This window comes from Aeromonas sp. 130281, from assembly GCF_056642115.1.
In genome coordinates, this window is sequence record NZ_JBWVQS010000002.1 from 591,455 (window position 1) to 605,098 (window position 13,644).

General features: G+C 60.5%; 12 protein-coding genes. 5 read left to right on the forward strand and 7 right to left on the reverse strand.

The features are described 5' to 3' along the window. Positions 1–475: 475 nt before the first annotated feature. A complete protein-coding gene (locus tag AC1IN8_RS09630; RefSeq protein WP_005328920.1) occupies positions 476–625 on the forward strand; it encodes a hypothetical protein in 150 nt (49 codons plus the stop codon). Between the two features lie 99 nt (positions 626–724). On the opposite strand, the gene AC1IN8_RS09635 is transcribed toward AC1IN8_RS09630, so the two are convergent. Both AC1IN8_RS09635 and manA read right to left on the reverse strand, forming a co-directional pair. Continuing rightward, positions 725–1,813: an alpha/beta hydrolase gene (locus AC1IN8_RS09635; RefSeq protein ID WP_139436294.1), complete on the reverse strand. Its 1,089-nt coding sequence runs from the start codon at positions 1,811–1,813 to the stop codon at positions 725–727. Between the two features lie 161 nt (positions 1,814–1,974). Next, the gene (gene manA / locus AC1IN8_RS09640; RefSeq protein ID WP_479758732.1) at positions 1,975–3,174 is read right to left on the reverse strand and encodes a mannose-6-phosphate isomerase, class I; all 1,200 of its coding nucleotides are present in this window, start codon (positions 3,172–3,174) and stop codon (positions 1,975–1,977) included. Positions 3,175–3,303: 129 nt separating this feature from the next. Here manA and AC1IN8_RS09645 point away from each other — a divergent pair, with 129 nt between their 5' ends. Further along, complete coding sequence (locus tag AC1IN8_RS09645; RefSeq protein ID WP_205642144.1) at positions 3,304–4,179, forward strand: helix-turn-helix transcriptional regulator; 876 nt, start codon at positions 3,304–3,306, stop codon at positions 4,177–4,179. A 197-nt stretch (positions 4,180–4,376) separates the two neighbouring features. Continuing rightward, entirely contained in the window at positions 4,377–5,630 is a 1,254-nt protein-coding gene (gene icd / locus AC1IN8_RS09650) for an NADP-dependent isocitrate dehydrogenase (RefSeq protein WP_171273480.1), read from the forward strand. A 92-nt stretch (positions 5,631–5,722) separates the two neighbouring features. Here the strand turns inward: icd and AC1IN8_RS09655 are convergent, their stop codons facing one another. The 3 genes from AC1IN8_RS09655 to dsdX all read right to left on the reverse strand — a co-directional run bounded on the left by AC1IN8_RS09655 (position 5,723) and on the right by dsdX (position 8,909). After that, a complete protein-coding gene (locus AC1IN8_RS09655) occupies positions 5,723–5,899 on the reverse strand; it encodes a hypothetical protein (protein WP_080675191.1) in 177 nt (58 codons plus the stop codon). Between the two features lie 323 nt (positions 5,900–6,222). Beyond that, positions 6,223–7,554: a D-serine ammonia-lyase gene (locus AC1IN8_RS09660; RefSeq protein ID WP_319916524.1), complete on the reverse strand. Its 1,332-nt coding sequence runs from the start codon at positions 7,552–7,554 to the stop codon at positions 6,223–6,225. Between the two features lie 17 nt (positions 7,555–7,571). After that, positions 7,572–8,909, reverse strand: coding sequence for a D-serine transporter DsdX (dsdX, locus tag AC1IN8_RS09665; RefSeq protein WP_479758733.1), 1,338 nt, complete (start codon positions 8,907–8,909; stop codon positions 7,572–7,574). Positions 8,910–9,139: 230 nt separating this feature from the next. On the opposite strand from dsdX, the gene dsdC reads away from it, so the two are divergent. Then, a complete protein-coding gene (gene dsdC, locus AC1IN8_RS09670; protein ID WP_139436306.1) occupies positions 9,140–10,084 on the forward strand; it encodes a DNA-binding transcriptional regulator DsdC in 945 nt (314 codons plus the stop codon). A 392-nt stretch (positions 10,085–10,476) separates the two neighbouring features. After that, positions 10,477–10,884 (forward strand): H-NS family histone-like protein, encoded by a 408-nt coding sequence (locus AC1IN8_RS09675; protein WP_005332615.1) that lies wholly within the window; start codon positions 10,477–10,479, stop codon positions 10,882–10,884. 489 nt (positions 10,885–11,373) lie between these two features. Here AC1IN8_RS09675 and AC1IN8_RS09680 read toward each other — a convergent pair whose 3' ends face one another. After that, entirely contained in the window at positions 11,374–12,480 is a 1,107-nt protein-coding gene (locus AC1IN8_RS09680) for a 3-deoxy-7-phosphoheptulonate synthase (protein ID WP_479758734.1), read from the reverse strand. Positions 12,481–12,739: 259 nt separating this feature from the next. Beyond that, positions 12,740–13,546: a siderophore-interacting protein gene (locus AC1IN8_RS09685; protein WP_479758735.1), complete on the reverse strand. Its 807-nt coding sequence runs from the start codon at positions 13,544–13,546 to the stop codon at positions 12,740–12,742. Positions 13,547–13,644 lie beyond the last annotated feature (98 nt).

Sequence of the window (13,644 nt, forward strand, 5' to 3'; positions counted from 1 at the left end):
TAAAACAATATTTTGAGTTTATTTTTGATGCGGTTATCAGAAACGGGTGGCCATATGTCGCGCCCGAGTCAGGAGCGGGAGTTGGAGATTTGTGTGCTGTGGCCGCGCCCTGAAATGTGAGCCGCCCGGCAAAAGTGCGGCCCGCAGGCGGCTTCGCATGGGTGAGGCGGGCCCAGGCGGGGGCGTGAAAAAAATGTGCATAACCAGCATCCCCGGACAAGGGCGGCGACAAGGCTGGAATGAATGTTTTCAATGCGCTGATAATAAAAGGAAAACAGGTTTTTACCGCACCTGGACAGGAGCGTTTTATGTGGCTTCATAAGAAGCCTTTTACTATTTTTTAGATTGGTTTTTGCATAATAAATCGTTTATTTAGTTGGACAATCGGGGAAGACTTGGTGTCCAATCGGGTAGAGCAGGTTGGCCAACAGTGCCGTCAGCCAGTGTGTAACCCGAGATGTAAGGAGACATCCTGATGGAAAAACTTGACCAAGAAATCGACACCATGCGCCAGGAATTCGAGTCACAGGGGCAAAAACAGGCCCATGACAAATGGCAAGCCAGGGTTGATGAACTGCAGCGGGAACGCTCGGAAGCTCCCCAGCCGGAAGCGGCAGAACACTAGCCCCCGACGGCCATGCTGGCCATCGGTTGAGCAGATAATGAAAAACCACCGCCCTGACCCAGGGCGGTGGTTTTTTTCACGGGGCAGGGCGCCCCTGATTTACAGGCGATAGAGATTCAGGGCGGCGTCGAAGTGTGCCGCGCTCTCCCCCGTGCCGCCGTTGAGCACAGTGTGGAAGAAGGCCGCCACCTTCTTGTTGGCGATGGCATCCCCCTCGAAGTAGGCGTGGGAGTCCCCCACCTGGGGCTGGTCGGTGAAGTCGACGTAGATGGCCGCCTTGGAGTCCAGCTTCCTGGTGTAGTGGCCGAGGCGCGCCTTCTGCTGCTCCCCCATCTTCATCCGCGACGCCATGAGGGCGCTGTCCCGCTCATTGATGGTGATGTAGAGGCGGTTGCGACACTGGATCCGGTCTACCCACTGGGCGTGGTCCTCGTTGTTGGTGTCCGCGGCCACCATGACGACGTTGTCGAACAGCAGGTGGTTGGCGTTGTAGGTGGTGCTGCCGAGCAGGTGCTTGAACAGGTAGTTGCCCATGCTGTGCAGCATCAGGTTGATGGTGAAGGGGCAGCGCTTGTTCACCTCCTTCGAGAAGTAGCGATCCCAGGCCTCGCCGTTGCCGGCAAACTTCTTCTGGGCCTTGCCCTCCAGCTCGGTCACATACTGGGCATTGAACTCCTCGAGCAGCAACCTCATCTTCTCCAGCACCCGATCCAGGGCGCCGGCAGAGGCCAGGGCATCGCGCTTGTCGCTCTTGTAGCTCAATACTCCCTGGGCACCCCCGCCATTGGCGGGCCAGCTGAAGCAGAGCACCTCGACCCCATACTGGGCCTCGAGACGGGCCGCCCGCTCCAGCACATCCTTCAGATCGTTGTTGAAGCCATGAACGAACAGCAACAGGTGCTTGCCGGTCTTGAGCTTCTGTTTGCCCGTCCCCGTGCCGGCGCAGCGCTCCAGCAGCTTGCGCGCCACATAGGCGCTGGCCGGGTAGCTGGCGGCAGGGTCCAGCCCCACGCTCTCGGCCATCTCGGGGGTGATCTGGTCCGGCAGCAAGTCCAGCTGCCATTTGTCTCCCTGGCGGCTGGCCTCGGCCAGTCGCAACTCATTCGGGCCTGCCTCCGGCCTGTCGCCAAAGACGCCAAGGGGGGTCTTGCTCCCCGCGTTCACCACTCGGTTGGTGACGATAAACATGATGTTCTCCTTTTCTCGTGCTCTCTCCATGGTCAGTGACTTGTTCGAAGCCCTGACCGATGGAGAAGAGCCTAGCCGGGATCCATCGGTTCTTCCTTGGGACAGAAACGACAAGGGCCATCCGAAGATGGCCCTTGTGCATTAGGGGGGCGTGGCGCCCCTTAGCAGCGGTTGCCGGCGCGGGCGACCCGCCCCTCGGCCAGCAGCCGGTAGTGACCGGTGGCGGCAGGGACGAAGGCGGACTGCCCCTTCTCGAGGCGCAGTGACTGCTCACCCTGCTGGAGGGTCACTGTGCCATCGATGGCAAACAGTATCTCGGCGCTGGCGGTGGTGAGCACATGCTCACCGGCCGGGTAGACGCTGAAGGTGAAGTCAGGTACCGGCACCTCGAAGTGCTGCACCGCCCCGTCAAGGTGAGGGGCCAGCAGGATCTGGTCGTCCGGCTTGGGCAGGCAGCGGGTGCAATCCAGCAGCTCGGCCACGTCTATGTATTTGGGGGTGAGCCCGGCGCGCAGCACGTTGTCGGAGTTCGCCATGATCTCAAGCCCGGTGCCGCGCACATAGGCGTGGGGGGTGCAGGCGTCCAGATACATGGCCTGACCCGGCTGCAGGGTCACCACGTTCAGCAAGAGCGGCGAGAAGAGCCCCACATCCCCCGGGTACTGGGCGGCGAGTGAGGTGATGAGCGCAAAGGTCTCTTCATCCTGATGGGCGGCGGCATAGGCCAGCAGGCCAACCAGGGCCTCCTCCTTGCGAGTCCCTTCCAGCACCAGCAACTGGTGGAAGAAGTGCTGCAAGCCCGCCTCATCCTGTGACTGGCGCAGCGCTTCGGTCAGCTCGGCCAGCGCCGGCAGCCCCATGCGGTCGAACAGCGCCAGTATGGCCGGGATGGCGCGAAAGCCGTTCATCGCCTGATAGGGGGTGAGGGCAAACACCAGCTCCGGCTTGTGGTTCGGGTCCTTGTAGTTGCGATTGGCTGCCTTGGGGTCGATGCCGGCGGCCTCTTCTTTGGCAAAGCCGGCTTCGGCCTGGGCCTTGCTCGGGTGCACCTGGATGGAGAGAGCCTTCTCGGCGCACAACACCTTGAACAGGAAGGGCAGGCTGCCGAAGCGGGCGACGGTGGCATCCCCCAGCACGGCGGCGGGGGCGCGCTCTATCAGGGTCGAGAGCCTCTGCACATTCCCCGCCAGCGTCACCTCGGAGCAGCCGTTGGGGTGGGCTCCCATCCAGAGTTCTGCCTGGGGTTTGCCAGCCGGATTGGGGATGCCAAACAGGGTGGTGAGGGCGTCATGGCTGCCCCAGTCGTAACCTTGAATCGGATTTTGCATTAACAAAAAAGAGGGCAGATCTCGACTGCTCATAAGGGACGCCTCATTTGGTGTGAACAAAGTGGTTTGAAGAAAAGGGTGGAATTGACGGTCCGGCCCGGACTATAACATGGGCGGCCTTTGCCGCCGCAATCGCTTGCCTCTCTCTTGATCGGGATCATCATGTCACTCATCTTCAGCCAGCTGCTCGACGGCGCTCTCCACGACCAGGTTCCCTTCGAGCAGATCTGGTTTGCCCAGGATCAGGGAGTGCCGCCTGGCTTCAGCTACCAGGTCAACTTCCCCCGTCTCGAGCTGGTGTTCAGCGGCGAATACCTCAACCAGATCTGGGACAGGGAGTCGGGTTGCCAGGAGATAAGCGTGCTGCCGGGGCAGGCGCTCTACATCCCCCCCAACGGCTGGAACAAGCCGCTCTGGACCACGGACTGCTCTGTGCTGAGCCTGCTGTTTGGCAAGCGCCAGCTCGGTTTCAGCCTGGTGAGCAAGCGCCGGGAAGACCCGGATTTCTTCGATGTGCAAAAGCACAGCATCATGGCCCGGGCCGGCCATGTGAACGAACACATACTGGCGGCCCTCAACGTGCTGGTGGAAGACCCGGGCCGCTCCCCCACCGACAACCACCTGTTGCAGGCGTTGCTCACCAGCGCCCGTCAATTGCTGGCGGAGTCCACCTTCGAGCGGCCGCGAGGGGCTGAGCTGTTTCACGGCATCTGCATCTATATCCAGGAGAACTTTCACCGCCCCATCAGCCGCGACTCCATCGCCCACCGCTTCAACGTCTCGGCGAGCCACCTCTCCCACCTGTTTCGCGAGCAGGGCCACATGCGCCTGGCGGACTACATCAGCTGGGTACGCATCGATCGGGCCAAGTTCATGCTGAAAAAATACCGCTTCCGCCTCGAAGAGGTGGCCAGCCGCTGCGGTTACATGGATGTGAACTATTTCTGCCGGGTGTTCAAGCAAAAGACGGGGCTGACCCCCTCCCAGTACCGCGCCCTGAGCCAGCCCCAGGGGCAGAGCGAGAGTCTGGCGCCATGACGGCGGCGCTCGCCATGGCGGGGTTGCACTGGCTTGCGCCTCATGGGGCGCAAAGAGAAGTGGCGCATTGTGATCCAGTCCCCGACTATGGTCGGACATGCACGCCCGCCATTTGATTATGCAAATGGATGGGCTAAGATGGCCGCGCGCAACGATCAACGATCAGATTGATAACAAACGGAAGTTAGGAGATGCCGATGGAAAGCAAAGTAGTTATCCCGACCCAGGGTCAGAAAATCACAGTCGATGCCAGCGGCAAGCTGCAGGTTCCCCACAACCCCATCATTCCGTTTATCGAAGGGGATGGTATAGGTGTGGACGTGACCCCGGCCATGCTGAACGTGGTGAACGCTGCGGTCGAGAAAGCCTACAAGGGCGAGCGCAAGATCGCCTGGATGGAGATTTATACCGGCGAGAAATCGACTCACATCTATGGCGAAGGTGCCTGGCTGCCGGCCGAAACCTTGGATTTCATTCGTGAATACTGCGTGGCCATCAAGGGCCCGCTGACCACCCCGGTCGGTGGCGGTATTCGCTCCCTCAACGTGGCCCTGCGTCAGGAGCTGGATCTCTACGTCTGTCTGCGCCCGGTCCGTTACTACGAAGGGACCCCGAGCCCGGTCAAGCACCCCGAGCTGACCGACATGGTGATCTTCCGCGAGAACGCCGAAGACATCTACGCCGGAATCGAGTGGAAGGCGGACAGCGACGAAGCCAAGAAGGTGATCGCCTTCCTGCAAAACGAGATGGGCGTGAAGAAGATCCGCTTCCCCGAGTCCTGCGGTATCGGCATCAAGCCCATGTCCAAGGCCGGTACCGAGCGTCTGGTCCGTGCCGCCATCGAGTACGCCATCGACAACGATCGCGACTCCGTGACCCTGGTGCACAAGGGCAACATCATGAAGTTCACCGAAGGTGCCTTCAAGGATTGGGGCTATGCCCTGGCCCAGAAAGAGTACGATGCCCAGCTCATCGACGGCGGCCCCTGGTGCTCCTTCAAGAACCCGAAGACCGGCAAGACCATCATCGTCAAGGACGTCATCGCCGATGCCTTCCTGCAACAGATCCTGCTGCGTCCGGCCGAGTATGACGTCATCGCCTGCATGAACTTGAACGGTGACTACATCTCCGACGCCCTGGCCGCTCAGGTCGGTGGTATCGGCATCGCCCCGGGCGCCAACATCGGCGACGGCGTGGCCCTGTTCGAGGCAACCCACGGCACTGCACCCAAGTACGCAGGTCAGGACAAGGTGAACCCGGGTTCCCTCATCCTCTCCGCCGAGATGATGCTGCGCCACCTGGGCTGGACCGAGGCGGCGGATCTCATCGTCAAGGGGATGGAAGCGGCCATCGCCAACAAGACAGTCACCTATGACTTCGAGCGACTGATGGAAGGCGCCACCCTGCGCTCCTGCTCCCAGTTCGCCCAGGACATGGTCGACCAGATGTAATTCGGTTCTCTTAATGCAAAAGATGCAAAACCGGCGCCATGAGCGCCGGTTTTTTTATGGGTGACAGGCCAGAAAGCCTGAAGGTGCCGCCGTCAGGTGGTCTTTTCCACGTGCTGCTGGTAGAGCTGTTGCCATTTGCTGGTTTCGGCCTCATCCCCCTGCGCCTGCCAGAACTCGCAGATGGAGTTGGCGAGTTCGGAAGCCATGGCGTGATCGCCATCGCGACGGCTCATCAGATATTGTCCAAGCCAGCTTTGATACTGTTTCATAGCCCGATCTCCTTATCTAAGGTGCCCCTGGTGTCGCTCGCTGGCACAGGCCGCCAGCATTGACTCAACCGGGTCACTTGTGGTGCTGCGCCGCCGCGGTTGTGCCCACCGGACTGGGTGGTGATCTTGCAGGATCAAGGCGACAACGGGGCGCAGATGTCAAAAAACGGCCTCTATCGTATCACAAAATAACCAACTTGGGGGGATTGACGGCAGGGGAGGGGCATGAAGGGTTGCCACGCTTTGGCAAAGAGCATGCCATCTTGCTGATCCCAGAAGAGAAAAACCCGCCAGGGTGGCGGGTCTTTCGGTTGAAAAAAAGATCAGAGGTGGGCGGCGGCGAGGTATTTTGCCATCTCCTCGGCGGGCACCATGCCGCCGCCGGTGGCCCACACCAGGTGGGTGGCGCCTGCCATGGTCGCGGCATCGAAACCGCGCCCGATTTGCCACTCGAGGTTGGCCGCCACGCGCCAAGGCCCTGCCATGCCGGCCAGGGCGGACGGTTCGAGTTTGATCTGCTCGTCCCGCGCCAGCAGTCCCAGCAGGTCATACATCTCCTGATCGCTCAGGGTGTAGAAGCCATCGAGCAACCTCTCCATGGCGCGGCCGACGAAGCCGGAGGCGCGCCCCACCGCCAGACCGTCAGCGGCGGTGAGGTTGTCTATCCCCAGATCCTGCACCGCAATGGCATCGTGCAATCCGGTGTGGACCCCCAGCAGCATGCAGGGGGAGTGGGTGGGTTCGGCAAACAGGCAGTGGACGTTGTCCCCGAACGCGAGCTTGAGGCCAAAGGCCACGCCCCCGGGGCCGCCGCCGACGCCGCAAGGCAGATAGACGAACAGCGGATGTTCGGCATCCACCACTATGCCCATCTCGTCGAACTGCTTTTTCACCCGCTCGCCCGCGACCGAATAGCCGAGGAAGAGGGTGCGGGAGTTCTCGTCGTCGATGAAGAAGCAGTTGGGGTCGCGCTCGGCCTCCTTGCGCCCCTGCTCCACCGCCACCCCGTAATCCTCGGCATATTCCACCACGATCACCCCGTGTTCGCGCAACTTGCGCTTCTTCCACTCCCGCGCATCGGCAGACATGTGGACGGTGACGGTGAAGCCCAGCTTGGCGCTCATGATGCCGATGGACATGCCGAGGTTGCCGGTCGAGCCCACCGCAATGCTGTACTGGCCGAAGAACTGGCGGAACTCGTCCGTGAACAGCTTGCGATAGTCGTCCTCTTCGCAGAGCAGACCGGCTTTGATGGCCAGCCGTTCGGCGTGGGTCAGCACCTCGTAGATGCCGCCACGAGCCTTGATGGAGCCGGAGATGGGCAGGTGGCTGTCTTTTTTCAGCAGCAGTCGACCGGTGACCTCAACGCCGTAACGCTGGTTGAGGGTGGCCTGCATCGCCGGGATGGCCGCTATCTCGGACTCCAGAATGCCCTTGCTGGCGCGGGTCTCCGGGAAGGCGTCGCACATGTAGGGGGCGAAGCGGGCGAGCCGGGCGGAGGCATCCGCCACATCGCTGCCATCCAGGCCCACATGGGGCAGACCGACCGCCAGGGTGGTGGCCTTGGGGTTGAACCAGGTGACGGGCTCGAGCGCGATCAGGGATTGCAGCAGCGGATATTGGGTAGTGAGCTGTTGGACGTCGATGTGTTTCATGGGATGTCTCGGTCTTGTTACAGGATACAGGAGAGCAGGAAGGTACCGGCCAGCGCCATCAGGGAGGCGACAAAGGTGGCACTGGTGTAGTACTTGAGCGTTTCATTCAGGGTGGCACCGCAATACTGCTTGACCAGCCAGAACAGGGAGTCGGTCACCATGGTGCAGCCGATGGCGCCTGAGCCGATGGCGAGCGTCATGATCTCCGGGCTGATGTTCGGGTAGTGCACCATCATGGGGGAGACGATGGCGGTGGCCCCCATCATGGCGACGGTGGCCGAACCCACGGCGGCGTGCAGCACTATGGCCACCAGCCAGGCGAGCAGTATGGGGTGCATGTCCAGCTGGGAGAGTATGGTGGCCAGGCTGTCCCCCAGCCCGCTTGCCTTGAGTACGCCGTTGAAGGCGCCGCCTGCCCCTATGATGAGCAAGATGTTGGCGATGGAGGAGAAGCACTCTTCCGTCTTGTCCAGCAGCCCCTCCATCTTCATGCGCTGACGGATCCCCAGCACGTAGTAGGCGGTAAAGGCGGCGATGAACATGGCGGTGATGGGGTTGCCAATAAACTCCAGCAGGGTATAGAGGTGGCTTGCGTGATCCATGTTGAGCTCGGCCACCGTCTTGACCAGCATCAGCACTATGGGCAGCAGCACGGTGAAGAGGGAGGCACTTAAGGTAGGGAGAGTTGCCTCATCGCGGGCCTGGATGTCGGCAAAGGCGGCGGGCACCTCCTTGAACGGCACCCGCTTGCCCAGCAGTTTCAGGAACAGCGGGCCACCCACCAGGGAGGCGAAGAGCCCGACCGCGAGACCATAGACGATGACGGAGCCGATGTCGGCACCCAGCTGATTGGTGACATAGAGCGCGGCCGGGTGGGGTGGCACTATGCAGTGCACGGCCATCAGGGCGGTGCAAAGCGGAATGGCCAGGGTCAGCAGCGAGGTGTTGGTCTTGCGGGCGATGGAGAAGGCGAGCGGAATGAGCAGCACCACCCCCACTTCGACAAAGAGGGTGATGCCGCACACCAGACCCACCAGCACCATGATGACCTGGGGCGAGAGCCAGCGGCACTTTTGCAGGGCGAGGCCGATGCGCTCTGCCGCCCCCGACACCTCCATCATCTTGCCGAGTATGGTGCCAAGGCCGATGACGGCGGCGAGAAAGCCCAGGGTGCCGCCTATGCCCTCTTCCATGGCGTTGACCATCTTGACCGGGTTCATCCCCATCATGGTGCCGACATAGAAGCTGGCCAGCAGCAGGGCGAGGAAGGGATGCACCTTGCCCTTCACTATGGTGAAGACGATCAGGATGATGCTTGTCAGCAAGGTACCGACGACCCACATTTCAGAATTCATACTGCGCCTCGACAGGGATGATAAGAGATGAATGATGGGCCTATTGAACGGCAAGGGGGTCGGGCTGACAAATGATGAAAATGGCCTCTTGGATGAGCTGGGTTGATGCAAAGGTGCCACATTCATCACATTTAGCGGTATTTATGTGACTTGGGTTCGGTTACGTCATCCTGAATCGGGTCATCCGGGATATCATGACGGCGATGTTGAGCCTGTGACGGGGAAGGCGGATGTATACCGAAGACAACTACGTATCGAGAAACAAGCTGCTAAGCGGCTATCAGCTCTCCAAGCTGCACACCTTCGAGGCGGCGGCCCGCCACAGCTCCTTCGCCCTGGCGGCGGATGAGCTGGCGCTCAGCCCGAGTGCGGTGAGCCACCGGATAGGTGCGCTGGAAGAGGAGCTCGGCTTCAAGCTGTTCCAGCGCTTTCACCGCAAGGTGGTATTGACGACGGAGGGGCAACGGGTCTTCTGGGCACTCAAGTCGTCGCTGGAGTTCATCAATCAGGAGATCCTGGAGATCAAGAACCAGGAGCTGTCCGGTTCCCTGACCGTCTACTCCCGCCCCTCCATCGCCCAGTGCTGGCTGGTGCCGCGGCTCGCGGATTTTTCCCGCCTGCATCCCCAGATCGATCTCAACATCATGACCGGCAACGAGAACGTCAATCTGCACGGCTATGGCATCGATCTGACGATCTATTTCGACGACAAGGTGCCGGAGCGGCTCGCCATCCACCCGCTGATGGATGAATACATGGTGCCGGTGTGCAGCCCCGAATATGCCGAGCGGCACCAGCTGCTCAACAACCCGGACAACTTGAACCACTGCCGCCTGCTGCACGACCGGCAGGCCTGGGGATATGACTCCGACACCGACGAGTGGTGCAGCTGGGCTCGTCAGGCCGGGATCTCCCTCGATGGCTGCCAGTCGAGCATGGGCTTCGATCGCTCCGATCTCGCCATCATCGCCGCAATGAATCACGCCGGCGTGGCCATGGGCCGCAAGAACCTGGTGCGCCAGCGGCTGGAGCGCAACGAACTGGTGGAGCCCTTCCCGGGCAAGGCGGTTCGCTGCAATCAACGCTACTACATGGCGACGCTCCCCCATCGCCAGTGCCCCAAGATCCAGGCATTCATCGAATGGATAAGCGCCCAGGCAAAGGAAATTGATTGAACCAGGGACAGGGATACAGAGTGCTGCCCGGTCTCGATCTCATTTCATTCGACCCTGGCATGAAGCGGACGATATTTGTACATTCCGTGCTGGCGGCTGTGGGCAGCGGTATGGTTTGTTATATATGAATGCAGGTGCTTGGATGACACCCCTTTTATCTCTGTGGCAAATACCTGGTAAGTAGGACCGATTAACCCATGTTGAAGAAATAATGTCTGTTGAGCGGTGATCCGATAAGATCCCTGAGGTGAATTAACCACTGTGAATAATGACCATGAGATTGTCAGGAATAGCGCTGGCGCTATAAAATCATTATGTTGTTATCGAGTGGACATGCTATTCTCAAAATGAGTTATCCCTGTGACATACAAAAATAATTCTGTGAGGAAGTAATGAACGAGTTTCTGAAGGTTCTGCTGAACATTCGCAGCTTGCGCGCTGCCATTCGTGAACTGCCGTTTGAGCAACTGCAAGAAGCGAAAGAAAAGTTTGATCTGGTATATAACGAGCGTGCCGAGTCCGTAGAGCAAGAGCGGGCCGAGCAGGAAGAGCGTCAGCGCAAGCTGAGCGAGTTTACCGAGATGCTGCAACAGGCTGGCATCGATCCGCGCGAGCTGATCGGCAGCGTGGCCGCTCCGGCCGCTGCTGGTGCGACCAAGAGCAAGCGTGCTCCGCGCCCTGCCAAATACAAGTATCAGGAAGATGGCCAGGAGAAGACCTGGACCGGCCAGGGCCGCATGCCCAAAGCCATTGCCGAGCAAGTTGCGCTGGGCAAGGATCTGAACGACTTCCTGATCTGATTGCCAGGATAGCGTCGTCAATAATGCCGCCCAAGAGGCGGCATTATTATTTTCAGGATCCTGTCTATCAATTGCCCATCGAAGAAGCCACCTAAATAGGGTCACCCGTCCACAATAGCCATGACCATCATGGGCCAATAAAAAGTATCCATTGGCGGTAAGGCAATCGCTGTCGCGTCTCGCCTGCGACACAATGAGGACTCATACAGCCCGTTTGTTATCTCTGATGACACAAGATGACAAATAATGGTCCGTCGCAGTGGGATGAAAGCAGTGGGATGAAATAGGTGGATTTGCGGGCATGCCTCCCGCTTTGCCTGGCTACCCATTCTCCTATCAATGGGAAGTTTTTGTCCCTCGCGCACTATTTCTCTTTCGCCATCACTGCCCTATTTGACACCCCTGTCCAGACAATATGTGAAAGTCATTTATCGGTATAGGGATTGAATAGGGGTCTGGCGACCCCGCTGCGATTAAATAGGAAATAGGTCAGCTGACCGGTTGGCCGAGATCGCTGTGAAGGGGAATGGCGCGACCGTTTGCAAATTGACGGCGCGCCATGACCCCATCGGCCAGCATGGCCAGCAGGCTCTCACTCTCTTCCCAGCAAAGGCAGGCATCGGTGACCGACAAGCCATATTGCAGCTCACTCAGTGGCGCCGGTTTCTGGCTGCCCCCTTGCAGGAAGCTCTCGACCATGACGGCGGCAACGGCCGTGCTCCCGCCCCGCAACTGGCGGCAGAGCTCCCCGGCGACCAGGAGCTGGTTCTGGTGCAGCTTCTGGCTGTTGCCGTGGCTGCAATCCACCATCAGCCGAGGGTTGAGCCCCTGGCGCGCCAGGCGTTCGGCCGCGTCCATAACGTCGCTCTGGTGGTAGTTCGGCAGGGTGCCGCCGCGCAGTATGATGTGGCCGCCCGGATTGCCTTCGCTCCTGATCACCACCATGCCCCCCTGGCTGCCAGGGGCGGTGAACAGATGGGAGGCCTCGCTGGCCAGGATGGCATCGATGGCCACCCGGATGTTGCCGTCCGTGCCGTTCTTGAAGCCGACCGGGCAGGGCAGGGCCGAGGCCAGTTGCCTGTGTACCTGGGATTCGGTGGTGCGGGCACCGATGGCCCCCCAGCTGATGAGATCCGCCAGATAGAGGAAGCTGGTGGTATCGAGAAACTCGGTGGCGGTGGCCAGCCCCAGCCGGTTGATGTCGAGCAGCAGCTGGCGGGCCAGGTGGAGCCCGTGAACGATGTCGTTGCTGCCATCGAGATGAGGGTCGAAGACCAGCCCCTTCCAGCCGACTGTGGTGCGCGGTTTCTCGAAATAGGTGCGCATCACTATCTGCAGGCTCTCCTGATACTCGGTGGCGAGCCGTGCCAGCCTCTTGGCATAGTCGAGGGCGGCGACGGGATCATGGATGGAGCAGGGGCCTATCACCACCAGCAGACGATCGTCTGCCCCGCTCAGGATCTGGCGCACCTGGTGGCGGTGGTGGTCAATGTGCTGCGCCATATCGGCCGGGCAGGGATGCTGTGCCAACAGGTCGGCAGGGGTGGGGAGCGCCTCCACCGCGAAGGCGCGCATTACCGAATTCAAAACAGCCATCTGGGGTTACCTTGCAGTGCAAATGGGGTCGACGATGTGTCCGGAGCGTTCGGGTGTCTGGATCTGGGATCTGCGCCCGGCACACAGCATCTTTGTTGAGAGTGATTATCATTATCTTGCTGTTCGTCTCAAATGCAAGCACTACCGAGAGGATCACCAAAGATGGGGGGCGGGCCGTAAAAAAGGGAGGGAAGCATGGCAACCAGGCCCGCTCCCGAGCGGGAGAAGGCCTGATAAGAGCAAGGAATACAGGGTGTTATCAGCTATCCATCACGACATGGCGATCCTGATGGTAGGCGTCTTCATCCTTGCCGCTGCGCCAGTAAGGCACTGCATAGACCCGCTGGCGATCGGTGTCCAGGGTCCGCCTGACATGACGACGCAGGGGCACCACCAGACCCTCTTCCCCCCCGAACCAGAAATAGCTCTCTTCGGTGGCCATGGGCAGGGAGGTGAAGTACTCCACCAGGGGGCCGGTCTGGTCCGGCGTGCCGACAAACCAGCGCAGGCTGACCCCTTCGGGCAGCGACAGATCCTGCACATCTTCCTGATGGGGCACCAGCAGGGCCATATGGCCCCTGGCCTCTGCCGGCATCACCTCGGCCATGGCGCTGATGGCGGGCAGGGAGGTGAGATCGCCGGCCATGTAGTAGTGAGCGGCCAGCTGCAACATGGGATCCGGGCCGCCCGGGCCCGAGATGGCGAGCCTGTCCCCCGGCTTGGCGTGGAGGGCGAAGCGGCTGGCGGGGCCGATGTCGCCGTGCAGGGCGAAGTCGATGTCGATCTCCAGGGCCTCGCGGCGGAAGGCACGGATGGTGAAGGTGCGCAGTATGGGCTTCTGGCTCGGGTCCTCCCAGCGGGGACCCTTGGGGGTCGGGGTTGGCAGCACTATCTCGCTCTGGCCCGGCCGGGGCAGCATGATCTTGATATGGGCACCGCCACAGCTGAAGGGGTAATCCGCCAGTTCAGGGCTGGTCAGGCAGACTCGGCGCAGATGAGGGCTCACATCGTGGACATGCTTGACGGTGAGCAGGCGAGGGCGATTGACCGGGGCGGGCTGTGACATTTGAGTACTCCTGACAGACGAGAGCGCTCATTTTTCATTAAATGAAAACTATTATCAATTGCTTTGTTATGAAGAGGATACAAGGGCGGCTAGCAGGG